This window comes from Mesorhizobium sp. B2-5-3 (assembly GCF_006441005.1).
Taxonomy (GTDB): domain Bacteria; phylum Pseudomonadota; class Alphaproteobacteria; order Rhizobiales; family Rhizobiaceae; genus Mesorhizobium.
Genome location: NZ_VFUS01000016.1, coordinates 64,994 through 88,342 on the forward strand (window position 1 = coordinate 64,994; position 23,349 = coordinate 88,342).

The window sequence follows — 23,349 nt, forward strand, 5'->3', positions numbered from 1 at the left end:
CAGGCTCTGAACCGGCCTGCACTGTTGCCCGGCCGCTCAAATCCGTGATCGGACGGGAGCGGTAGCCGGTGGACACCGCACCGATCATTGCGCCGGGAGGACCCGGCCTGGCGGACCGCGGAGACGCGGCAAGCCACGGTGCCGCCATCATTTTGAAGGGCGTCTGGAAAATCTTTGGCGCCCGCGCGCCAGTGGCGATGATGGCGATTTTGCGCGACCGCCTGGACAAGGACGAAGTGGCCAGGCGCTTCGGATGTGTCGTGGGCGTCGCCAACGTCAACATTTCGGTTCGGCCGGGTGAAATCTTCTGCGTCATGGGCCTGTCGGGCAGTGGCAAATCGACATTGATCCGCCATATAAACCGCCTGCTCGAGCCGTCCGCCGGCGAGATTTTCGTCGACGGTGAAAACGTCATGGCCAAGTCGCCCGCTGAGTTGAGGGCATTGCGGTCTCGCAGGATCGCCATGGTGTTCCAGAGCTTCGGTCTGCTTCCGCATCGCACCGTACGCGACAACGTCGCGCTCCCGCTGGAGATCCAAGCCGCGACCAAGCAGCGGAGATTTGACGCGGCCGAGGCGGCACTTGCCAAGGTGAACCTGTCGGGCTGGGGGGATCGCTACTGCCATGAGCTCTCAGGCGGCATGCAGCAGCGCGTCGGCCTCGCCCGCGCTTTGGCTGCCGATCCAGCGATCCTGCTCATGGACGAGCCATTCAGCGCGCTCGATCCCTTGATAAGGCGGCAACTTCAAGACGAGTTCCTGGCCCTCTCGCGCTCGATGGGAAAGACAGTGATCTTCATCACCCATGACCTCGACGAGGCGATCCGGATCGGCGATCGCATCGCGATCATGAAAGATGGCGTCATCGTCCAGACCGACACGCCCGAGGAGATCGTCACATCTCCGAAGCACGACTATGTCGCGAAATTCGTCGCCGACATCTCGCGCCTGAAGGTGATCACCGCCGGGCGCATCATGGAGTCGGTCGAGAGTTTCAAGAGCCGGTCTCATCCGGAATTGGACGTCGAGCGGTTGCGCAGGGTGGATTCTCGAGAATCCCTGGCCGAACTCGTCGAACTCGCGGCACGGGATGCCGCACCGCTTGCTGTGACAGATCCCGGTGGGTCTGTCGTCGGCATCGTCGACAGGCAGATCCTGCTCCACGGTCTGCGAAAGGGCGAAATCCGTGAACGCCCATGATCCTGTCGCTGTGCAATCGATAGAGCACGCCCAACCGGTAGAGGAAGGACTCGTACGAGAATTCGTCCTCCGCAACCCCGATTACTATATCGATGTGTTCGCCCGCATCCGGCGGGCTTCCGGTGCCGTCTGGCCGTTCAACCTGGCGGCCGCGCTGCTTGGGCCGGTGTGGGCCGCTGCCCGAGGCATCACACTTCTGTTCTGGCTCATCTTCTTCCTGGAGACGCTTGCGGTGGTTCAGATCGGCGTCGGCGCGGCTGGCAACCTCGGCGCCGGGGAGCAAGCACGCGCCGAACGCGTCACCAAGCAGGCACAGGCGCGCGCGGAACAGGCAAAGGCCGCCGAGGCAGCGGGGGTGGACAATGCAGCTGGCCTGAAATCATCAGCGGCCGCTCTGGAGAAAGCTGCCAACACGGCCAGAATGCGGGCCGACGCCGCAAAAGCGAAGGCGCCAGTTGTAATTGGGTCCGGCATTGTCACTTTGCTCTTCGCCAGGTTGATCGCCGGTTTCCTCGCCAACCGGATGCTGGAGCGGCGCTTCGCGCGCTGGCGTTCGAACCCGACGCTTCAGCGCGGGCTCAATCATCCGCTGGCGCTATGCGCCCTTGCCTTCTGCATCGCAGCCTATGGGCTTTCGGTCTATCGCTTCGCCGCGCCGACACCAGCCGTCTGGCTGACTGCCGCGCCCTCGAATCGCGAGTGGCAGGCCGCGTTGTCATCGGGTCTGGACAGCCTGATGGGAGCGGTGTCGCATCTCGGGGAGGGCTTTTTCGGCGGCATCACAGGCGCAATATCGTTGGTGCTCGATGCCTTGGCCTATGGACTGACGGGCATGCCCTGGCCAGTGACAATGGCGATCATTCTAGCCCTGGCCTGGCAACTGGCGGGGCCGCGCGTCGCCATCTTCACCGCGGCTGCGCTCGCCTATCTTGCCGTGCTTGGCTTTTGGGAAAAGAGCCTGGAAACGGTCGCCCTGTTGGGCACATCGGCCATTATCTGCCTCGCGATAGGAATCCCGCTTGGGATATGGTGCGGACGCCGACCGCGCGTCTATGCCGCCGTGCGGCCGGTGCTCGACTTCATGCAGACCATGCCGGCATTTGTCTATTTGATCCCGGTGATCGCATTGTTCGGCATCGGCAAGCCGCCCGGCGTCATCGCCACGCTGATTTTCGGTACTCCGCCAGTGGTGCGCCTGACCGCGCTCGGCTTGCAGGGTGTCCCGCCGGCCATTAGAGAGGCCGCGCAAGCCTATGGTGCAACGAGATGGTTTCTCCTGACACGCGTCGACCTCCCGCTGGCGATGCCTTCGATCATGGCCGGCATAAACCAGACCATTTTGATGTGCCTTTCAATGGTGGTCATCGCTTCCCTGATCGGAGCCAAAGGTTTGGGAGAAGATGTCCTCAACGCGCTTCAATACGCAGCTGTCGGGCAGGGACTGCTTGCGGGCTTCGCCATACTTCTCTGCGCCATGATCATCGACCGTATCGTGCAAGGACGAACCAGATAAAGCCGTTTGGGAACGATCTTCTCGCGGAATTCGGCCGGTCAACATCTCACGAACGGGCCATCAAAGATGCGGTGCCTGCTCTAGAAATAAGCCTGGTCCGGCTCGCTGGTCTTGCGGTTGGCGATGAAGGCCCGGAGCGCTTCGTCGATCGCCGGATCGAGCCCCGGATCCTGGTAGTCGTCGAGCAGCCTCTTCCATTGCCGGTTGGCGCGTTGCGCGGCGTCGAGCCGGCCGTCCTCGTTCCATTGCTCGAAGGAATTGTTGTCGCTGCTGGTGGAGCGATAGAAGGCCGAGAGGAAATTGGACTGCGTATGCGCACTGCCCAGGAAATGCGATCCCGGCCCGACCGCTTCGATCGCCTCCATCGCCTGCGCATTGAGCGACAGATCGATGCCTTCGAACAGGCTGGCGACCTTGCCGCAGAGATCGGCGTCGATGACCGTCTTTTCGAAACCGGTGACCAGTCCGCCCTCGAGCCAGCCGGTGGCGTGGTTGATCACGTTGGCGCCGGCAAACATCGACATCAATATGCCCCATGTCGCTTCCTGCTCGGCCTGTGCGTCGGGAAGCTTTGAGGCCGACAGCGAACCGACGGTGTGGAACGGCACGCCGACGCGACGCGCCAACTGCCCGCAGGCGAGCACCATCTTGCCCGCTTCCGGCGTCCCGAATGTCGGCGCTCCACTCTGCATCGAGATCGTGCTGGCAAAGCTTCCCATCAGGCAGGGCGCGCCGGGGTTGATCAGCTGTACGAGGCTGAGACAGGCGAGCGCCTCGGCCAGCACCTGCGCCAGCGTGCCGGCGACCGTGCACGGGCTCATCGCGCCGGCCAGCGTCCATGGCGTGCAGGCGACCGGCTGGTTGTTGCGGGCGCAGACCTTCAGCGAACCCGACATGTTGGCGTCGAGCACCAGCGGCGCATTGGTGTTGGAGACGTTGTAGAGCACAGCGTTGTTGGCGACGAACTCCTCGCCGAAGACGATCTTGGCCATGTCGACCGCGTCCTGTGCTCGCCTCGAACCGATGAACGCGCCCATGAAGGCACGGTCCGAATGGCGGATGTGGGTGTAGAGCATGTCGAGATGACGCTTGTTGGCCGGCAGGTCGACAGGCTCGCAAACGACGCCGCCCGAATGATGTAGATGCGGGATCATCTGATGGATCTTCACCAGATCGCGGAAGTCCGCGATCGTGGCGTAGCGCCGTCCGCGATCGAGATCGTGGACGAAGGGCGGTCCCCACGACGGACACAGCACGGTGTTGTCGCCGCCGATCACCACCGTGTTGGCTGGGTTGCGAGCGTGCTGCTTGAATTGCGAAGGCGCGGTGGCGCGGATGATCGTGCGGCACATGCCGGGCTCGAAGCGAACCCTGGTGCCCTGCACGTCGGCGCCTGCATCGCGAAAGATGTCGAGGATCTCGGGATCGTCATGGAACTCCATGCCGACCTCCTTGAGCAGCCGGTCGGCATTCGCCTCGATCAGGCTCAGGCCTTCCTCGTCGAGGATATTGAACGTGCCGATCCGCCGGCTGATGTAGGGACGCCGCGGCGCCTGCTGGGCCAGGCGCTGGCCTTGCCTTCCCGCTCGGCCCCCGCTTCGTGGCGCTGGAGCGTCGATCATCGCGTCCTTGTCCATTTTCGTCTCCGTGATCAGGCAGGCATGAAGGCGGCCGGCGCATCGGCCTGAAGGCCGCGCAGCCGCAGATTGTCCGGATCGTAAGGCGCTTTCTTCAGCTCCCGCGCCGTCAGTTCCCTGCCGAGGATCGAGACGGTCAGGCCTTCAGCCGCAACACCGGGTCGCAGATAGGCGAGCGCAACGGTCTTGCCGGTGCGGAAGCCGTGGCTGCCGGAGGTAACGACCCCGACCGGGCGCCCCGCCTGCATCACGGCGTGGGCGTAGAACGGCAGCCTCTCGCCGTCGTCATCGATCTCGAGCAGCAGCATGGACCAGGCGCTTTCGCCGATGCGCTCCAGCATCGCCTCACGGCCGACGAACGTCCGGTTGTCAGTCTTGACCAGCGCACCCAGCCCAGCCTCCAGCGGCGTACGTTCGGTGGTCAGGTCGGCGCCCCAAGCACGATAACCTTTTTCCAACCGCATCGCGTTGAGCGCGTAGATGCCGAACGGACGCAGGTCGAACTGCGTTCCGACCTTGGTGATCGCTTCGTAGAGCTTGCCGAACTGCGCCAACTGAACGTGCAGTTCCCATCCGAGCTCACCGGCATAAGAGACCCGGAGCGCTGCCGTCTTGATGCCGGCCACGCGGATGATCTGCGCGGAAAGCCAGGGGAATGCAGCATTCGATAGATCGGCTTCGCAGATCTTTCCCAAGAGGTCACGGGCACGCGGCCCCATCACGCCGAGCACGCCGCGCCTCTCGGTGACGTTGTCGATCGTCACACCTGGAAAGGCTGCGGCGCGTGAGCGTAGCAGACCTTCGTCATGTCGCTCCGCAAGTGCTGCGCTGGTCAAGTAGAACCCATCGTCGCCGAGTCGGGTCACGGTAAATTCCGACGCCACGCCGCCCTTTGCCGTCAGCGCGTGAATGAGCCCGATGCGGCCGTGACGTTCCGGTGGTCGGTTGGCGCCGAGCGAAGCCATGAAGGCGCTGGCGCCTGGTCCGCCGATCTCGAATTTGGAGAAGGCCGAAAGGTCGATGGCGCCGACGCTGGCCTGCACGTCACGGCACTCGCCGCGCACCGCGTCGAACCAGCCGGGCTTGCGGAAGGTCAGTGGCGGGTCACGGTCGGCGCCCTTGGCAGCGAACCAGTTCGGCCGCTCCCAACCATAGGCGGCGCCCAGCACTGCCCCCTGGCTTCTCTGAAGTTCGAGCGCCGGCGTCGTGCGGCGCGGGCGGCCGGCCTCGCGTTCCTCGTTGGGATAGTGGATGCCGAATTGCAGGCCGAACCCTTCCACCGCCTTGTCGATGCGATAGTCGCGGTCGGCATAATTGCCGAAGCGGCGTGGGTCGATGGCAAGCGCATCCATTGGCGGTGATCCGTCGACGATCCAGTCGGCGAGAAAGCGACCGGCGCCGCCGCCTTCCATCACGCCCATGCTTGAGCCGGTGAGCAGCCAGGCATTGCCGAGGCCGAATGCCGGACCGACCAGCGGATTGGCATCCGGCGTGAAGGTGATCGGCCCGTTGACCACCGTCTTGATGCCGGCATTGGCGAGTGCCGGGACACGCTCCATCGCCAGCGCGATGATGTGCTCGACCCGATCCAGGTCGGGCGGCAGCAAGTCCATGCCGAATTCTGGTGGCACGCCATCGACCGCCCAGGGGTGAGCCGACTTTTCATAGGGGCCGACGATAAAGCCGTCGCGCTCCTGGCGCAGATACCAGCTTTCTTCCGGATCGCGGATGATCGGCAGTTCCTTGGCGCCGGCGGCGATCCGGTCGGCAATCTCGGGGACGGTATCGGTCACGACATATTGGTGCAGCATCGGCACCACGGGCAGGTCGAGCCCCATCATGGCGCCAATCTCGCGGCACCATGTGCCGGCCGCGTTCACCACATGCTCCGCGACAATGTCACCCTGTTGTGTGCGGACCAGCCACTCGCCCGATGGCTTGCGCTCGATTGCCAGGACCGGATTGTGGCGCACGATCTCGGCGCCGCGCGAGCGCGCGCCGCTGGCCATTGCGTTGGTCGCCAGCGTCGGATCGACATGACCGTCATTGGGCTCGTAGATCGCGCCTATGATGCCGTCGGTATGGCAGAGCGGATAGATCTGCTTGAGCTCATCGGGACTGAGAATGTGGAAGTCATGGCCGACGAACCGGCCAAGCCCCTGCACATGGCGGAATTCGTCCATGCGCTCCGGCGAGCGCGTAATGCGCAATGCGCCGCTTGGGTGGAAACCTGTCGGCAACCCGGTCTCGGCGGTCAGGATTTCGCGATAGAGCCGCACCGAATGCGCGCGCATCTCCATGATCGTCGCATTGTGGGCGAAATGCGTGCAGAGCCCGGCGGCGTGCCAGGTCGAGCCTGCTGTCAGCTCCTGCCTCTCGACGAGCATGACATCGCTCCAGCCGCGCTTGGCCAGGTGATAGAGCAGCGACACGCCCATGGCGCCGCCGCCGATAACGACCACGCGGGCCTGTTGTCTCATGAATTTTCCTCCGCGCTTACGCGCATGCGCGATCCGGTTGGGTCATAGGGTGGCTTGTCGAGTGGGCGCAGCCTGTAGCGCGCACCGGCCACCGCGATCTGGTAGTCGCAGGCAAGCAGCTGCGGTTTCGTCTCGCCTGGATCACAGGCAACGTAGCCCAGGCAAAGGCTGAGCCCCGTGCGAACGCCGAGGCCACCTGACGTCGTCAACCCGGCAAGTTTGCCGTCGCGATAGATCGGTTCGTCATGCAGCAGAAGCGGATTGTCGCCGTCGACGGCGAAATGCATGAGCCGGCGCTTCAGGCCATCGGCCTTCTGCTTCAGCAGGGCATCGCGGCCGATGAAATCATCCCTCTTCCAGGACACCGCGAAGGACAGGCCCGCCTCCAGCGGCGTGTCCTTCGGCCCGATATCATGGCCCCAATGGCGATAGCCCTTTTCCAACCGGCAGCCATCCAGCGCGTAGTGGCCACAAAAGGTCAGGCCATGGGCGCCGCCCGCTGAGACGATCATGGCAAGCAGGCTCTCGCCGTGTTCGACCGGCACATAAAGCTCGAAGCCGAGCTCGCCGACAAAGCTGACTCGGGTCGCCCGCACATTCGCGGTGCCGATGTCGATGCGGCGCGAAGTCGAGAACGGGAAGGCTGCGTCCGAAAGATCGACGTCGGTCAGGCTCTGCAGCAGCGCCCGCGAATTCGGCCCCATGACCCCGAGAACGGCCTCTGCGGACGTGGCGTCGAAGACCGAGACGTTGAGACCAAGATCCTCAGCATGGCGCGCGATCCAGTCAAAATCTTTCTGTCTGGTCGCGGCACCTGAAATAACCCGGAAGCCGTGCTCGTCGACTCGCGTGACCGTCACATCGGCCTCGATGCCGCCGCGTGCGTTGAGCATCTGCGTATAGACGGCGCGGCCTTCGGGCCTGTCGACGTCCCCCGCGCACAGGCTTTGCATCAGCTGGATCGCGTCGCGTCCACGCACATCGATCTTGGTGAAGGGCGAAAGCTCGAACAGGCCAACGCCTTGCGCCATTCGATCGGCTTCGGCCCTGGCCGGGCTCCACCATTTCTGAGCGCCGACGGAATAGCCGCGCGTCTCCGTGCCGCCGAACCAGAGCGGTCGCTCCCAGCCGGTCGGCGCGCCGAACACAGCACCCGCTTCGGCGAACGTACGGTGAAAGGCGGAACGCCGCACGTCGCGCCCGGCGGCGGCCTGCTTGTAAGGCCAATGCATGCGGAAGAGGTCGGCAACCGCTTCCTCCATCCTGGCGCCGACGAAAGAGCGCGCCGCGGCGGCGCGGTCGAAGCGGGCGATGTCAAGCGCCCACAGATCGAGGCTGGGCTCGCCGTCGACGATCCATTCGGCCATGGCCTTGCCGGCGCCGGCCGACGACATCATGCCTGTCGAGTTGAAGCCGGCGGCGACATAGAAGCCGCGCAGATAGGGCGACTCGCCCATCAGCGGCCGCGTGTCGGGGGTAAAACTCTCCGGGCCATTCATGAAGTGCCTGATGCCGGTCTGCGACAGCGCCGGCAGGAGTTTCAGTCCGGCCGACATGAAAGGCTCGAACTGCTCCCAATCCTCGGGCAGTTCGAGGAATGGCCTGTCGCCAGCCGGTCCGCGAACATCGAAGAGCTTGGCGTTCGGCTCGAAGCCGCCCAACACCAGCTTGCCGGAATCGCCCTTGATGTAGATGCCTTCGTCGAGGTCGCGCAGGATGGGAAACGGATCCTGCAGACCGGCGATCGGCTCCGTCACGACATACATGTGCTCGACGGCCTGCAGCGGCACAGGAACGCCGGCGAGCGCGCCGATATCGCGCGCCCAGGCGCCGGCACAGTTGACGACGGTCTCGCAATCGATGGTGACGCCGGAGGCCAGCTTGACGCCAGCGACCCGGCCGTTGCGGGTCACGATGCCCGAACAGGCTAACCCCTCGAGGATGCGGATACCGGCGGCGCGGGCCCGTTTTGCATAGGCCGCACAGATATCAACTGGATTGGCCTGGCCGTCTTCCTCGACCCACAGCGCGCCCTCGACGCCATCGGTGACGATGCCGCGCACGTGCTCGGCCACGCCCGCCTGATCGACAATCTCAACGGTGAGGCCGCAGACATCGCCCAAATGCGCGATGCGCTTCAGTTCGTCCATGCGCTCCGCACGTCGCGCCAGCCACAGGCCGCCGGTGCGGCGGTAGCCGGACGCCTGGCCCGTCACTTTCTCGAGGCGTGGAAACAGCTCGGTCGCATATTGCGCCAGCCTTGTCAGGTTGAGGCTGGCGCGTAACGGACCGACGATTCCGGCGGCGTGCCAGGATGTGCCGCTGGTCAGTTGGTGGCGCTCCAGAAGGACGACATCGCTCACGCCCAGTTCGGCAAGGTGATAGGCTATGCCGAGGCCAATGACACCGCCGCCAATGATCACGATGCGTGCGCTGCCATTCACCTTGTGGGATACCTTCGCTGGATTGGAACAGCGCGATCTTTTCCCGCTAAACCACTTGCGCTCAACCCAAATTTCGCAACATTAGGAAAACTTATGATGCTTCACGGGCGGAGTTGCGGGTGAAGAGCGGCAGTTTCGATTTCAACCTTTTCCGATCGATCGAGGTTTTCGTCGCCATCGTCGAGACCAGGCACGTCACCCAAGCGGCACAGATGCTGGGCATGACGCAATCGGCCGCTTCGCAGCACCTGAAGAACCTGGAAAGCGCGCTCGGCGTCAGCCTGATCGATCGCAATTTGCGGCCGATCGAGCTCACCAAAGCCGGCATCGCGCTGCATCGCCGCGCCGTTGCCATACTCGCCGAGGTCGAGGGCCTGCGCACCGACGCGCGCCGCGTCAATGCAGCACCGCTGCCGCTGTTGCGCATCGCGCTTCTGGCGTCGATCGCGACCACGCTGGCGCCGGCGCTTTCGGTCCTTGCCCGCAAGGGTTTCGGCATTCCCGAGCTCAGCCTGTTCGCGGGTTTGGCGACCGACCACGTCGCCTTGCTGCGGGCCCGCCGCGCCGACCTCGCCGTCACCTCCGGCGAGCTGTTCGAGATCGAGGGACTGACGCGTTATCCTGTGATGACCGAAAAATTCCTGCTGGTGACGCCAAAGGGTTTTGCCGGCGATGTCGGTGACATCGTCAAGCTCTCCAAGAAGCTCGCCTTCGTGCGCTTCTCGCGCGAGACGCCGGTTGGCCTGCGCGTCGACCAGCATCTGAGCCGCCTGCGCATCGAGATCCCGCGTGCCATGGAAGGTGACCGCTCCAGCGTGGTGATGGCGCCGGTCGCGGCCGGCATGGGCTTTGCGATCCTGACGCCGACCCTGCTCATCGACGGGCTGGCGGAGGGTATGGAGATTGACGTCCATCCCTTGCCGTTCACCGGGCTGTCGCGCAACATCCTTCTGGTCGCGCGCGAGCGGGAGCTCGGAAACCTCCCCGAGGCTTTCGCCACGCGTACCGCGGAAGTGCTGACCAACGCGATCAGCACCCGCCTGCCTGGCCTTCCCGCCGACTGCTATGCCGTCGATCGCCCCTCGTCGCATGACTAATCAACTCCATCAGTTATCCTGATAAGGAGGTTTGGCGGTGTGCGCGCCGCGCATTCCGTGTTTTCAATCCAGGAGTTCGCAACACGGGAGACACGGCATGAACGCTCCGCACGTCCATTCCAACCTGGACATCGACTGGTCGACCGAGGCCATCGTCGATCGGCGGAACCGCTTCTATTCGGCCACGCAGCGCAAGTTCGTTCCTTACAAGGACCCGCTGATCCTCAAGCGCGGCAAGGGCCAGTATGTCTGGGACGAGAAGGATCGTAAATACATCGACCTGCTCGGCATGAACCTTTGCATCTCGGTCGGCCACGCGCATCCGCAGGTGGTCAAGGCGGCCACCGAGCAACTGGCGGAACTGACGCATTGCACGACGATGTTCTACCACCCGGTTCCGGCTCAGTACGCGGAGGAACTGGTGGCAACGATGCCGGCCGGTCACGATTGGGTCGTACATTTCACCAACAGCGGGGCCGAAGCGATCGATCTTGCGCTGCTGATGGCGCGCTCGCATACCGGCAACATCGACATGCTGGCGCTTGCCTCGAGCTATCACGGCGCCACTTTCGGCGCGCAGTCGGTGACCGGGATAGCGGGTTTTCGCCATCCCGTGCCCCAGCTTGGCGGGGTCACTTTCGTGGCCGAGCCCAACCAGTATCGCGGCATTCATGGCGAAGGCTTGCAGCCCTATCTCGACGAGGTCGAGCGCGCCATAGCGAGTTCAACCAGCGGCGGGCTGGCCGGCATGATTATCGAGCCGGTGCAGGGCTATGGCGGCATCGTGCCGATGCCGCCGGGCTACATTGCCGGCGCTGTCGAGCGTGTCCGCGCGGCCGGCGGTCTCTGTATCATTGATGAAGTGCAATCCGGTGTCGCCCGAACCGGCGATGCCTTCTGGGCGTTTGAATCCCATGGCATTGTGCCCGATATCGTCGTCGTCGCCAAAGGTGTGGGCAACGGCATCCCGCTCGGCGCGGTCATCGCCAAGCGAGATGTCGCTGAATCCATGGCCGATAAATTTCTGTTCCACACCTATGGCGCCAATCCGGTGGCATGCGCGGCCGGCCGAGCCGTGCTAAAGGTCATAAAAGAGGAACGACTCCAGGAGAACGCCCGGGATGTCGGCGCGGTGCTCAAGGGTCGCCTTAACGACATGAAGGAGCGCTTTCCAATCATCGGCGATATCAGGGGCCGTGGGCTTATGCTTGCGATCGAACTCGTCAAGGACGGCGCGACGAAAGAGCCGGCGCCGGAGGAGACGCTCGCCATTTTCGAGGAAACGCGCCGCAACGGGCTCGTCGCCAGCCGCTCGGGACCGTACCGCAATGTCATCCGCATGTGTCCGCCGCTTTGCTTAGCAATGTCCGATATCGAGGATGTCGTCGACCGCTTCGAAAAAAGCTTTGCGGCATTCAGCGGTCAATAACGGTTCCTGTGCTCGGAGGGGCACAAACCTTTGGCGGCGGCTGAGCAGCAGAGAGAATCATTCGGAAAGGACCAGGCCCGCCCAAACCGGCTCTGTCGACGTGCGGAGGCTGAGCTGTCAGAAACATGCTTGTTGGATTGAGGTCAGTTATCCTCTGGGAGCCATCCAGACTTGCTCGGTCATAGCAAGATCGTGAACACGGTCCGCTATCTGGGAGTCGATGTAGAAGATGCTCTCGAACTTGCCGAGGCAACTGAGGTGTGATCAAGAGCGGCTCCACTTCACGAGTGGAGCCGTGAACAATTTGCGCGTGCATCTCGGCCATTTGGTGCACGCTGCCAGTGGCTGAAAGCTGGCATTCGACGCATGCAGAGAAGGCTTTCTGCTCATCGTTCGTCATGTGATAGGGTGATTTCAATTCGATAGGAAGATCATCCTTATGGCTGCGTCGCCGCTCGTGAGGTCCCGCCGTAGCCGGTGAACAGACATGCACGCTTTCAACTATCCCAGCTGGAACAGGATCGTCTTCGACCGCAGCCGTGGCACGCCGTTGAACGAGCAACTTTTCGAGCAGTTGCGCCGCTGGATACGGGATGGCATCGTGGCGCCAGGAGCGCGCCTGCCGCCAAGCCGCGTCATGGCCGAGGAACTCGGGCTCTCGCGCAACACCGTTGTCCTCGCCTATGAGCGACTTGCCACGGAGGGCTATGTCGCACGTCGGATCGGCGCCGGCACCTTCGTCGAAACCATGCTGCCGGAAGACAATCACCCCCGAGCCGAGACGGCGGTCATACCGGTGTCAGGTCCAAATGCGCTCCCGGCACCCTCGCGCCGCGGCCAGGCGCTGCTCGACATGAACCTGCCAGCCGAACGCATCGAGACCTACGATCTCAGCGCCGGCGTGCCGGCGCTGAGCGAGTTCCCCTATGACGAGTTCGCTCAGATCGCTAGCCGCCGCTGGCGCGAGCACGCCAGCGCCCACACCGGCTATGACTATTCGCGCGGCGCGCCACTGCTGGCCACCCGCATCGCGGGCTATCTGGCGGAGGCTAAAGCGATCAACTGTCGTCCCGAACAGATCATCGTCATCGGCAATACGCTGCAAGCGGCCGCTCTCGCGTCTCATGTTCTGCTCGACCGCGGCGACACCGTTCTGGTCGAGGATCCTTGCCACATGCCCGAGATCGCCACGCTGGAAGCCTTCGGCCTTGTCACCGTTCCCGCCCCGCTCGACAGGCAAGGCTTCGATACAGAAGCCGCCGGCGTGATGGTCCGAGAGGCGCGTATGGCCGTTGTCTCCCCGACCGAGCAATGGCCGTTCGGCTGCACGATGACGGCGGATCGCCGGCAAAAGCTGCTTGATTGGGCGGCGGACCGGCCCGGCTGGATATTCGAGGATGATTCCAATAGCGAGATCCGCTGGTCGGGCGAAGCGCAGACGACGCTCTACGCGCGCGATCCGCGGCGGGTCATCTATGCCGGCTCGTTCAACCGCATGCTGGCGCCCGGCCTGCGGCTCGCCTATTTGATCGCGCCGATGCCGCTGGTCGAGGCGTTCGCCCTCGCCCAGCGTATTTTCTCCTTCTACGCACCGCTACCGGACCAGGCGCTGGTCGCCGACTTCATGGACCAGGGGCGACTCGCCTCGCACCTTCGGCGTATGCGCACCATCTACCGCGATCGCGCCGCCTGCCTGACACAATGCCTGCGCGCAAAGCTGCGAGACGGCTTCGACGTTCCCGACGTTCACGCCGGCCTGCACCTGACCGTCCACGCACGCGAACCGTTTGACGACGTGGCCGTATCGCGAACACTGCTCCAGAAGGGGCTGGACTGCCCACCACTCTCGCGCTACGCACGCCGGGAAACCAAGCCGAGGGGTCTTGTGCTGGGCTTCGGCAACACGTCGGTCCGCCGCATCCCGCGTTGCGTCGACATCCTCGCGCAGACTATCCTCGAACACGGTTGACGACGCATTCACAGCCCACGGGACTGGAATTGGTCCGCTGCCCGTCGGCGAAATTGGCTCTTTGGGCAGCCGCGCTTCCGGGACAATCTCCGTGTCCAGCCGATCGGGAGGCAAGGGCACCAAGTGGACATGGACCAAAACACCGTCCTGCGGGCAAATAACATCCGTAAGAGCTTCGGCGCTCTGGAAGTCTTGAAAGGCGTCGACCTGGTCGCCCATGCCCATGACGTGATCACCATGATCGGCGCCAGCGGGTCGGGCAAGAGCACCTTCCTGCGCTGCATGAATCTTCTGGAAATTCCCGACGCCGGCACGATCGCGGTGGAAGGCGAGGAATTGACGCTGGATCGCAGTTCGGGGCGCGCGAAGCTGAATGCGCGCCAGATCAATCGCATCCGCAGCCGCATCGGCATGGTCTTCCAGAGCTTCAATCTGTGGAGCCAGCGCACCGTGCTCGACAACGTGATGCTTGCACCGATGAAGGTGCTCGGCCTGTCCAAACAGGAGGCCCGGCAGCGAGCCGGGGCCTATCTCGCCAAGGTCGGGCTGTTCGAGAAGCGCGACCACTACCCCGCGCATATTTCCGGCGGCCAGCAGCAGCGCGTCGGCATCGCCCGCGCGCTGGCGATGGAGCCGAAGCTGATGCTGTTCGACGAGCCGACCTCCGCGCTCGACCCGGAACTGGTCGGCGAGGTGCTCTCGGTCATGCGCACGCTCGCCGAAGAAGGACGCACGATGATCGTCGTCACCCATGAAATAGGTTTCGCGCGCGAGATCTCGCGCGAGGTGCTCTTTCTCCACCAGGGCATGGTGGAGGAGCGCGGCCCGCCGGGACAGGTTCTCGGCGATCCGCAATCGGCGCGCTGCCGGGCCTTCCTGCAGCGCGTTCTTTGAACAGGACAAACAACAGGGGAACATGATGAAAAAACTTGTCTTGGTGCTTGCGGCCGGCCTCGCCGCCTTCGCCACGCAGGTCTCGGCGCGCGACCTGCGCGTCGGCAGTGAATGCACATACCCGCCGTTCAACTACAAGGACGCGAACGGCGAGTTGCGCGGCTTCGACATCGATGTCGCGAAGGAAGTTGTCAAGCGCCTCGGCGCCGACGCCTCCTTTGTCTGCATGCCTTTCGATTCGCTTATTCCGGGCCTTGTCGCCGGCAAGTTCGATCTTCTCGCCGCGTCGATGTCGATCACCGACGAGCGCAAGAAGAGCATCGACTTTTCGATCCCGTACCGCTCCTCCACCGCCCGGTTCGTCGGTCCGGACGGAAGCGATGCCAAGCCGCTGACGGACGACGGCAAGCCCAACCCCGATGGTCTCAAGGGCAAGACCATCGGGATCGAGCGTGCCTCAACTTACGAGAACTACATGCGAGACAACTTTCCTGAGGCCACGATCCAGCTCTACGACACGGCCGACAACATGCTGCTCGACCTGACCTCCAAGCGGACCGATCTCGTCTTCGCCGGCCCGATCAAGCTCGCCAACGACTTCCTCAACAAGGACCGAGGCAAGGGTTACAAATTCATCGGTCCGGAGATCAAGGACGTGAAGTATTTCGGGCCAGGCGTGGGCATCGGCATGCGCAAGGACGATGCCGGCCTTCGCGACGAGCTCGACAAGGCGATGAAGGCCATGATCGACGACGGCACGTTCAAGACCATCAACGACAAGTACTGGTCGTTCAGCGTGCTGCCGGCATCGAACTAGGCCGAGCCGTACGGTTCATCGCCGGCCATTTCACCCGATGGCCGGCGTCTTTCTTCTTGCCACCGCAGGAGCGGCAGATGGACATTTTCCAGGGATGGGGTTTGGAGGTCGCGAGCGGGCTCATGACCACCGTCGAGGTCGCGCTGCTGTCGCTGGCGGTCGGCCTCGTTTGGGGCATTCTCGGCGCGCTGGCACAGCTCTCCTCGAACTGTGTGCTGCGCGCCATCGGCCGGGGCTTCACTCTGGTCGTGCGCGGCACGCCCGAACTCCTCATCATCCTCATCGCCTATTTCGGCGGCACGGTGGCCCTGACCGGCTTGGCGAAGATGATTGACCCCAGCATCCACTTTCTCGAAGTGCCGGCGATGCCGGCCGGCGTCTTCGCGCTCAGCCTGGTCTTCGGCGGCTACGCGGCCGAGGTGCTGCGCGGCGCCTATCTCGCCATTCCCAAGGGCGAGATCGAGGCGGCAGATGCCTTCGGCATGTCGGCCGCGACCAGCTTCATCCACATCCGCCTGCCGCTGATGTGGCGCTACGCGCTGCCCGGCCTCGGCAACAACTGGATCTCGCTCATCAAGGACACGTCGCTTATCTCCATCGTCGGGCTGGAGGAGCTGATGCGCATCTCCACCATGGCGACGCAGGTCAATGGCGAACCCTTCCGCTTCTACCTCGCCGCGGCGCTGATCTACCTCCTGCTCACCATACTGAACACCTCGATTGTCGACGCGCTGGAACGGCGTGCGACGCGCGGCGAGAGGAAGCTGGCGCGATGAACTTCGAGCTTATGGTCGAGAGCTTGCCGGCGCTGCTGTCGGCCACCGTCACGACGATCGAACTGCTCGTCGCCTCACTCTTCTGCGGCATGGCGGTGGCACTTCCCGTCGCCATCCTGCGCGTCAGCGGCCCGGCGCCGGTGCGCCTCCTGCTGCACTGGTACATTTACTTCTTCCGCGGCACGCCGCTCCTGGTCCAGATATTCCTTGTCTATTACGGTCTCGCCCAGCTCGAGGTCGTTCGCGACAGCTTTCTGTGGCCATATCTGCGCCAGGCCTGGGTGTGCGCCATTCTGACCTTCAGCCTGAACACGGCCGCCTACACCGCCTACATCCTGCGCGGCGCCATCGAGGCGGTGCCAGCCGGTGAGATCGAGGCGGCGCGTGCCTGCGGCATGTCGACGGCGTTGACCTACCGCACGATCATCCTGCCGGGCGCCTTCCGCATCGCCCTGCCGGCTTACGGCAACGAGGTGGTCAGCATGCTGAAATCCACATCACTCGCCTCGACCATCACCGTCATGGAGCTGACCGGCGCCGCCAACACGATCGTCGCCCGCACCTTCGCGCCCTATGAGCTCTTCATCACCGCGGCGCTTATCTACCTCACCATTACCTACGTGCTCACCACGGCGTTGCGCGCCCTCGAATACAGGCTTTCACGACACACGCGTCCTCTGGACGAACCCGCAACCCCACTCATAGAGGGAGCCGACAATGCCGGCATCTGACCCCAAGACCTTTACGGCTTTCGCCGGTTCGCTGGCAGACGTCAGCCGGGCGACAATCCAGGAAGCGCTCAGCGAGCAACACGGCTTCGTTTCCAAGGGCGATGCAAGCCCTGTCACCGCGGTAGACCGGGAGGTCGAGGAGAGGCTGCGCGCGCGCATCCAGGAGGCGTATCCCGACCACGGCATCCTTGGCGAGGAATTTGGGTCCGTCGGCCTCGACGCGGAATGGGTCTGGGTCATCGATCCGATCGACGGCACCAAAGCCTTCATCACCGGCATTCCGACCTTCGGCACGCTGATCGCGCTGGCCCGCAACGGCGTTCCCATGCTCGGGGTCATCGACAATCCCGTCACCAACGAGCGCTGGCTGGGCGCCGACGGTTCGCCGACCACCCTCAACGGCAAGCCCGTACGCACGCGCGCCTGCCAGGACCTTAGCGAGGCCCTTGTCGGCAACGGCAACCCGGAATCCTTCGACGACAAGGATACGGCCGCCTACAAGAGGCTGCGGCGCCAGGTGCGCTGGAGCGTCTATGGCGGCGGTTGCCATGCCTATGGCCGCGTCGCCGACGGCGCGCTGGACATCAATGTGGACGGGGGGCTGGACGCCTTCGATTATTGCGCACTGATCCCGATCGTGCGTAACGCCGGTGGCGTCATGACCGACTGGCAGGGCGGCGAGCTGACGATCCGTTCCGGCCGCCGTTCCGTCGTGGCCAGCGCCACACCTGAGTTGCACAGAACTGTGCTAGGCATCCTGGCCAACGCGACCTCACCGGCCCGCGCGGCTTCCTGAAGAAGAGGAATCGTACACACATGCAGATCGAAGAATTCACCCTCGAACGCATCCAGTCGCTCTACGAGAACATCGTCGAGTACAACCTCTCCGATAGCGGGGTACACCCCTATTCGCTCAACGAACTGCTGAGCCCGGAGGAACGCGAAAAGGTGCTTGCCGCCGAACTCGGTTACGGCTGGACGAACGGTGCCGTCGTCCTTCGCGAGGCGATCGCGGCCACATACAAGAATCGTACGGCCGACGAGGTGATGGTCACCAACGGCTCGGCCGAAGCCAATTTTCTGATGGCGATGACGCTGCTGGAGCCGGGCGACGAGATCATCGTCGTCGTCCCCAACTACCTGCAGATCAGGGGATGGGCGAAGGCGCTCGGCGCGGTGGTACGTGATGTGCCGCTGCGCGAGGAACTGGGCTGGCTGCCCGATCCGGCCGACATCCGCGCGGCGATTTCGCCCCGCACCAAGGTCATCACGCTCTGCACGCCCAACAATCCGACCGGACGCGTGGTGCCGGCGGACCTGCTCGGGGAAATTGTGGCCATCGCACGCACCAACGGCATCTGGCTACATACGGACGAGGTCTACAAGGGAGCCGAATACGGTACCCTCGAGCCGCCGAGCAGCGTCGACCTTTATGAGAAAGCCATCGTCACCAGCGGCTTGTCGAAGGCGATGGCGATGCCGGGCCTGCGCATCGGCTGGCTGGTCGGCCCCGCTGCCGAGATCTATGCCTCCTGGCAGCGCAAGGACTATACCTCCATCACTACCGGCGCGGTCAGCGAACTGGTCGCGTCGATGGTGTTGCAGCCGGCGCGCCGCAAGGCGATCCTCGACCGCAGCCGGGACCTCCTGTCACGCAATGTCGACATGATGGTGCGCTGGGTCCGCGCCAACGAGGGGCTGGTCTCGCTGGCGCCGCCGCAGGCAGGCGGCATGGCATTCGTGCGCTATCACTTGCCGATAAATTCGACCGAGCTGGCGCATCGCGTCAAGGACGAGCAGGGCGTGCTTGTCGCGCCGGGCGACGTCTACGGCATGGACGGCTATTTCCGCGTCGGCATCGGCGCGCCGGCGCATGTCCTGGAAGGCGGGTTGGAACGTGTGCAGCTCTTCCTGCGCGGCCTTGCCCGCTCGGCGGCCTGAACGGAACGACCATGGCTAGGCCAGCCGCAAACATGCCGCTCATCCTCGACCGGGCGGAGATCCTGCGGCGGCTCGACCACGCCGCCGGTATTGCGGCCGTTCGCGAAAGCCTCGTCGCCTACAGCGCCGGGGCAGTCCAGCAGCCGCCCGTCGTCCACATGGGATTCGCGGCGGCGAACGGCGATTGCCATGTGAAATGCGCCCATGTATCGGGCGCGTCGATCTTCGTCGTCAAAGTCGCGACTGGGTTCTACGACAATCCGACCAAGGGCCTTCCAAGCGGCAACGGCATGATGGTGGCGCTGTCGGCCACGACAGGCGAACCGGTAGCGCTGCTGTTCGACCAAGGCATGCTGACCGACTGGCGCACTGGCTATGCCGGCGCGCTGGCGACCCGGCTGTGCTGGCCTAAGGGCGCGACGCGCCTCGGCATCGTCGGCACCGGAACCCAGGCACGCATGCAGTTACGCGCGCTGCGAGCGCTGGCTCACGGCGAGCCGCTTTCGGTCGCGGTATGGGGCCGCTCGCCAGCGGCGGCGGGACGCTTCGCCGCCGACGTGGCCGACCTTGGCCTCCAGGTATCGCCAGTCGGCTCGCTCGCCGACCTTTGTTCCGATTCACAAGTGATTGTCACCACGACGCCCGCGACCGCGCCGCTGGTGCGCGCTGAATGGATCGCGCCCGGCACGCACATTACAGCCATCGGAGCCGATGCGCCCGGCAAACAGGAATTGGAGAATACGCTGGTCGCGCGCGCCAACACGTTGCTCGCCGATTCGGCCCTGCAGAGCATCGACCATGGCGAGTTCGCTCATGCCATCGCGGCCGGCCTCGTCGAGCCAGAGCGGATCGGTGAGATCGGCGTATCGCTGCGGACTGGCTCATTGACGCGCAAGCCTGGTGACATCAGCATCGCCGACCTGACCGGCCTCGGCGCAGAGGACGCGGCAATCGCCAGCGCCATCCTCGCGAGCGCCGGCACAGCCGCAAACTCTTGACCCAGGACAGAACCATGTCGAACGAAGGTGACATCGCCGCCGCTGCCGCGCGGTCCGTGCGGGCGCATGCCCGCATCCGCGGCCACATCGCGAAGACGCCGCTGCTGGGCGCGTCCGCCGTCGGCGACGCGATCGGTAGCACCGTTTTGTTCAAATGCGAAAATTTCCAGTTCACCAACTCCTTCAAGGCGCGAGGCGCCTTCTCGAAGCTGACCGCGATGGACGATGCGACCGGGGGCCGGCCGTTCGTCACCGCCTCGTCCGGCAACCACGGCATAGCCTCCAGCTTCGCGGCGTCGCGCCTGTTCCGAAAATTGTCGGTCGTGCTTCCGCACAATGTCACGAAGGCCAAACTGGCGCGCATACGGTCCTTTGGCGTCGACGTGATCCTGCATGGCGATGAAAGCGGCCAGTCCGAGGCGCACGCGCGCCGCCTGGGCGAGGAGAAGGGACTCGTCTACGTATCTCCGTACAACGATCCCGACGTTGTTGCTGGCCAGGGCACGATCGGGCTCGAACTGCTGGAAGAGCATTCGCGTATCGACAATGTCTTCATCGCCATGGGCGGCGGCGGGTTGATCGGCGGCATCGGCGCCGTGATGAAGGCCTTCAGTCCGCGCACGCGGATCATCGGCTGCGCGGCCGCCAACAGCATGGCGCTGGCAGCGTCGATGGAAGCGGGCAAGGTGATCGATGTCGAGCACTTGCCGACGTTGGCCGACGGCGTCGCCGGCGGCATGGATGAGGATTCAGTCACGCTCGGCCTCGCCCGGTCGGTCGTCGACGATGTGGTCATCTGTTCCGAAGCCGAGATCGCCGGCGCGCTCGCCCGTCTCGCGATCGAAGAGCATCTATTGGTCGAGGGTGCAGCCGGCCTAGCGCTGGCAGGGCTGATGAAGCACCCGGAACGGTACCGCGGCCAAGTCAATGCGATCGTGCTGTGCGGCGGGAATTTCGACTACGACGAACTGACGGCCGCGATCGCGGCGGTGCGACCGACCTGAAAGGGAATTCCATGACGACTGGACGATGGGACATCGAGGCGGTGCGCGGGGCCTTCCCGGCGCTGGCGATCACCGACGACGGCAAGCCACGTATCTATCTCGACGCGCCGGGCGGCTCGCAAGTACCGGCACGCGTGGTCGAGCGCATGAGCGAGGTGATGCTGCGAAGCTGCGCCAACGAGGGCGGTGCCTTCCACACCTCGCGTGATAGCGACCGCATCTTGGTGGGAGCGCATGCAGCGGCGGCCGCCTTGCTCGGTGCACAGCCGGACGAGATCGTCTTCGGCCTCAACAGCACCTCGCTGATCTTCCATTTTTCGCGCATGGTGGCACGCGACTGGAAACCGGGCGACGAGATCGTGCTTACCCGCATGGACCATGATGGCAATGTCGGCCCGTGGATCATCGCAGCCGAGGAACGTGGCGTCACCGTCCGCTGGCTCGAGTTCGATACCGAAACCTTCGAATATCGCTACGACATGCTGGACGAACTGATCGGCCCGCGCACGCGTCTGGTTGCCTGCAATCACGCGAGCAACATTTTTGGCACCGTCAACGACGTTGCCCGTATCGTGGCTGCTGGTAAAGCTGCCGGCGCCGTCACCATGGTCGATGCCGTGCAGTCGGCGCCGCATTTGGCCCTCGACGTGTCGGCGATCGGCTGCGACCTGCTCGCATGCTCTGCCTACAAGTTCTTCGGTCCGCACGCCGGGGTCATGTATATACGGCCGGAGCTGTGCGACCGGCTCACGCCGCTCAAGGTGCGGCCCGCCTCCTTCGACATGCCGTGGCGCCACACCCCCGGCACTCCCTCCTTCGAGGCGCAGGCCGGCACGCAGGCGGCGATCGAGCACATCGCTTGGCTCGGCGAGCAGTGCGCCGGCGTCGACGTTGCCGCGCCGCTGCGCCAGCGCATCGTGGCGGGATTGGAGGCGGCGACCGACTACGAAGCCGGACTGATGGACCGGTTCCTGGCGGGTGTTGCCGGCATTCCCGGTTTCAAGCTCTGCGGCATCGCCAGCCGCAACCGGCTGGACGCCCGTGTGCCCACCTTCAGCTTCCGGCTGGCCAAGAGGTCGCCGCAGGAGATCGCAGCCGCGCTGGCGGGCGAAAACATCTTCGGCTGGGCCGGCGATTTCTACGCTTATGAAGCCTCCGGCCTGCTCGGCCTGCGCGAGCAAGGCGGCGTCGCTCGGCTCGGCCTATCGCATTACACCACAGCAGACGAGGTCGACCAGGCCGTTTTGGCCGTCGCCCGGCTGGCAGCCTGACGGGGGAAAGCATGGACTACGCACGCATGGTGATCGAGAAGGAATCACCGGAGGAATACGGCTATGACCGCATTCGCTTCAACCTGTCGGAAAGCTCCGTACGAGACCGTAAGCTGTCCGATTTCCATCTCTCCGTCCCTGACCTGCTGCTGCCCTATGGCGAGCATCGCGGCGACCCTGAGCTTCGGGCGTTGGTAGCCGCGCAGGGCAAGGGCCTCGGCCCCAACAACGTTTTGGTGGCCGCCGGCGCCGCTGGCGCGCTGTTCATCATCGCCACCACGCTTCTATCGCGCGACGACCATCTTGTCGTGGTGCGGCCGAACTATGCCACTAACATCGAGACGCCGCGCGCCATCGGCTGCGGCATCACCTTTATCGACCTCAAATTCGACGATCGGTTCGGCCTCGACATCGATGCCGTCGCCAGCGCTCTGCGCCCGAACACCCGCTATGTCAGCATCACCTGCCCGCATAACCCAACCGGCACGATGATCGGCCGCCCTCAACTGGACGCGCTGATCGCCTTGGTCGAAAAGGCGGGATGCAGGCTACTGGTGGACGAAACCTACCGCGACCTGACCCATGGCGAGATGCTGCCCCCCGCCGCCTCGCTCAGCCCCGCCGCGATCAGTGTGGCTTCGCTGTCCAAGGCTTACGGCGCGCCGGGCATCCGCGTGGGCTGGATCATGACGCGCGACGTGCACTTGATGGAGCGCTTCCTGGCGGCGAAGGAGCAGATCGGCATCTGCGGCAGCGTCGTCGACGAGTGGATCGGCGCCCGCATCCTGGAAGGCCGCGACGCCTTCCTCGCCGCGCAGGCGCCAGTGCTGGCCGGACGCCTTGCCATCATGCGCGATTGGATTGAGAGCGACGAGCTGATCGAATGGGTCGAGCCCCAGGGCGGCGTGGTCTGCTTCCCCCGTTTCCGTCATGGTCCGGGATTCGATTTCGACGACTTTTACGCCGACCTGCTGGAAAGCTATGGCACCTATGTCGGTCCGGGCCACTGGTTCGAGATGCCGCGCAACCACATGCGTGTCGGCTTCCTCTATCCTCTTGAGGACGAACTGCGGGGTGGCCTGGCGGCGATCTCCGCAGCGATTCGCAAGCATTCTTCCCGGCAAAGGTCGTGACATATACGGCGATGTC

Annotated in this window: 18 protein-coding genes and 1 pseudogene; 16 read left to right on the top strand and 3 right to left on the bottom strand. The window is 64.3% G+C overall.

Annotated features, from left to right (window positions below):
* The first annotated feature begins 107 nt into the window (after positions 1–107).
* Positions 108–1,199, top strand: a complete 1,092-nt coding sequence (locus tag FJ867_RS26360; protein WP_224519145.1) for a betaine/proline/choline family ABC transporter ATP-binding protein — start codon at positions 108–110, stop codon at positions 1,197–1,199.
* On the top strand, positions 1,186–2,712 hold the full coding sequence (locus FJ867_RS26365; protein ID WP_210242251.1) for an ABC transporter permease subunit: 1,527 nt from the start codon (positions 1,186–1,188) through the stop codon (positions 2,710–2,712). Before FJ867_RS26360 ends, FJ867_RS26365 begins: the two co-directional genes overlap by 14 nt.
* Before the next feature lie 80 nt (positions 2,713–2,792).
* Here FJ867_RS26365 and FJ867_RS26370 read toward each other — a convergent pair whose 3' ends face one another.
* From FJ867_RS26370 to FJ867_RS26380, 3 genes are read right to left on the bottom strand one after another with little or no spacing between them, the layout of a single operon-like run.
* Positions 2,793–4,349 carry a trimethylamine methyltransferase family protein gene (locus tag FJ867_RS26370; protein WP_224519141.1) on the bottom strand — a complete coding sequence of 519 codons (1,557 nt, stop codon included), beginning with the start codon at positions 4,347–4,349 and terminating at the stop codon, positions 2,793–2,795.
* A 14-nt stretch (positions 4,350–4,363) separates the two neighbouring features.
* A complete protein-coding gene (locus FJ867_RS26375; protein ID WP_140818984.1) occupies positions 4,364–6,829 on the bottom strand; it encodes an FAD-dependent oxidoreductase in 2,466 nt (821 codons plus the stop codon).
* Positions 6,826–9,273, bottom strand: coding sequence for an FAD-dependent oxidoreductase (locus FJ867_RS26380; protein WP_140818986.1), 2,448 nt, complete (start codon positions 9,271–9,273; stop codon positions 6,826–6,828). Before FJ867_RS26380 ends, FJ867_RS26375 begins: the two co-directional genes overlap by 4 nt.
* A gap of 119 nt (positions 9,274–9,392) precedes the next feature.
* Between FJ867_RS26380 and FJ867_RS26385 the strand changes: the two genes are divergently transcribed.
* The 14 genes and pseudogenes from FJ867_RS26385 (at position 9,393) to FJ867_RS26445 (ending at position 23,333) form a co-directional block, all read left to right on the top strand.
* Positions 9,393–10,370: a LysR family transcriptional regulator gene (locus FJ867_RS26385; RefSeq protein WP_140500683.1), complete on the top strand. Its 978-nt coding sequence runs from the start codon at positions 9,393–9,395 to the stop codon at positions 10,368–10,370.
* Between the two features lie 97 nt (positions 10,371–10,467).
* On the top strand, positions 10,468–11,799 hold the full coding sequence (locus FJ867_RS26390) for an aspartate aminotransferase family protein (protein WP_140818988.1): 1,332 nt from the start codon (positions 10,468–10,470) through the stop codon (positions 11,797–11,799).
* 171 nt (positions 11,800–11,970) lie between these two features.
* A pseudogene (locus FJ867_RS29185) lies at positions 11,971–12,063 on the top strand (integrase); the annotation flags it as partial.
* A 223-nt stretch (positions 12,064–12,286) separates the two neighbouring features.
* Positions 12,287–13,768: a PLP-dependent aminotransferase family protein gene (locus FJ867_RS26395; protein ID WP_140818990.1), complete on the top strand. Its 1,482-nt coding sequence runs from the start codon at positions 12,287–12,289 to the stop codon at positions 13,766–13,768.
* Positions 13,769–13,897: 129 nt separating this feature from the next.
* The gene (locus FJ867_RS26400) at positions 13,898–14,662 is read left to right on the top strand and encodes an ATP-binding cassette domain-containing protein (protein WP_140500680.1); all 765 of its coding nucleotides are present in this window, start codon (positions 13,898–13,900) and stop codon (positions 14,660–14,662) included.
* Positions 14,663–14,687: 25 nt separating this feature from the next.
* Entirely contained in the window at positions 14,688–15,479 is a 792-nt protein-coding gene (locus tag FJ867_RS26405; protein ID WP_181168452.1) for a transporter substrate-binding domain-containing protein, read from the top strand.
* A 77-nt stretch (positions 15,480–15,556) separates the two neighbouring features.
* On the top strand, positions 15,557–16,255 hold the full coding sequence (locus tag FJ867_RS26410; RefSeq protein ID WP_140517485.1) for an ABC transporter permease subunit: 699 nt from the start codon (positions 15,557–15,559) through the stop codon (positions 16,253–16,255).
* Complete coding sequence (locus FJ867_RS26415; RefSeq protein ID WP_140500677.1) at positions 16,252–16,986, top strand: ABC transporter permease; 735 nt, start codon at positions 16,252–16,254, stop codon at positions 16,984–16,986. The genes FJ867_RS26410 and FJ867_RS26415 overlap by 4 nt, the downstream gene beginning before the upstream one ends.
* On the top strand, positions 16,973–17,782 hold the full coding sequence (hisN, locus tag FJ867_RS26420) for a histidinol-phosphatase (protein ID WP_140500676.1): 810 nt from the start codon (positions 16,973–16,975) through the stop codon (positions 17,780–17,782). The genes FJ867_RS26415 and hisN overlap by 14 nt, the downstream gene beginning before the upstream one ends.
* Before the next feature lie 20 nt (positions 17,783–17,802).
* Positions 17,803–18,927: an aminotransferase class I/II-fold pyridoxal phosphate-dependent enzyme gene (locus tag FJ867_RS26425; protein ID WP_140500675.1), complete on the top strand. Its 1,125-nt coding sequence runs from the start codon at positions 17,803–17,805 to the stop codon at positions 18,925–18,927.
* An 11-nt stretch (positions 18,928–18,938) separates the two neighbouring features.
* Positions 18,939–19,925, top strand: a complete 987-nt coding sequence (locus tag FJ867_RS26430; protein ID WP_140517483.1) for an ornithine cyclodeaminase family protein — start codon at positions 18,939–18,941, stop codon at positions 19,923–19,925.
* Between the two features lie 14 nt (positions 19,926–19,939).
* Entirely contained in the window at positions 19,940–20,929 is a 990-nt protein-coding gene (locus FJ867_RS26435; RefSeq protein ID WP_140622704.1) for a pyridoxal-phosphate dependent enzyme, read from the top strand.
* Between the two features lie 11 nt (positions 20,930–20,940).
* The gene (locus tag FJ867_RS26440) at positions 20,941–22,200 is read left to right on the top strand and encodes a cysteine desulfurase-like protein (RefSeq protein WP_140818992.1); all 1,260 of its coding nucleotides are present in this window, start codon (positions 20,941–20,943) and stop codon (positions 22,198–22,200) included.
* An 11-nt stretch (positions 22,201–22,211) separates the two neighbouring features.
* Positions 22,212–23,333 carry an aminotransferase class I/II-fold pyridoxal phosphate-dependent enzyme gene (locus tag FJ867_RS26445; protein ID WP_140517481.1) on the top strand — a complete coding sequence of 374 codons (1,122 nt, stop codon included), beginning with the start codon at positions 22,212–22,214 and terminating at the stop codon, positions 23,331–23,333.
* Positions 23,334–23,349: the final 16 nt, after the last annotated feature.

Coding starts and splice junctions, on each gene's coding strand:
- FJ867_RS26410 (WP_140517485.1), top strand. CDS start 15,557: ATGGACATTTTCCAGGGATGGGGTTTGGAGGTCGCGAGCGGGCTCATG.
- FJ867_RS26435 (WP_140622704.1), top strand. CDS start 19,940: ATGTCGAACGAAGGTGACATCGCCGCCGCTGCCGCGCGGTCCGTGCGG.
- FJ867_RS26395 (WP_140818990.1), top strand. CDS start 12,287: ATGCACGCTTTCAACTATCCCAGCTGGAACAGGATCGTCTTCGACCGC.
- FJ867_RS26400 (WP_140500680.1), top strand. CDS start 13,898: ATGGACCAAAACACCGTCCTGCGGGCAAATAACATCCGTAAGAGCTTC.
- FJ867_RS26415 (WP_140500677.1), top strand. CDS start 16,252: ATGAACTTCGAGCTTATGGTCGAGAGCTTGCCGGCGCTGCTGTCGGCC.
- FJ867_RS26430 (WP_140517483.1), top strand. CDS start 18,939: ATGGCTAGGCCAGCCGCAAACATGCCGCTCATCCTCGACCGGGCGGAG.
- hisN (WP_140500676.1), top strand. CDS start 16,973: ATGCCGGCATCTGACCCCAAGACCTTTACGGCTTTCGCCGGTTCGCTG.
- FJ867_RS26405 (WP_181168452.1), top strand. CDS start 14,688: ATGAAAAAACTTGTCTTGGTGCTTGCGGCCGGCCTCGCCGCCTTCGCC.
- FJ867_RS26445 (WP_140517481.1), top strand. CDS start 22,212: ATGGACTACGCACGCATGGTGATCGAGAAGGAATCACCGGAGGAATAC.
- FJ867_RS26440 (WP_140818992.1), top strand. CDS start 20,941: ATGACGACTGGACGATGGGACATCGAGGCGGTGCGCGGGGCCTTCCCG.
- FJ867_RS26425 (WP_140500675.1), top strand. CDS start 17,803: ATGCAGATCGAAGAATTCACCCTCGAACGCATCCAGTCGCTCTACGAG.
- FJ867_RS26390 (WP_140818988.1), top strand. CDS start 10,468: ATGAACGCTCCGCACGTCCATTCCAACCTGGACATCGACTGGTCGACC.
- FJ867_RS26370 (WP_224519141.1), bottom strand. CDS start 4,349: ATGGACAAGGACGCGATGATCGACGCTCCAGCGCCACGAAGCGGGGGC.
- FJ867_RS26375 (WP_140818984.1), bottom strand. CDS start 6,829: ATGAGACAACAGGCCCGCGTGGTCGTTATCGGCGGCGGCGCCATGGGC.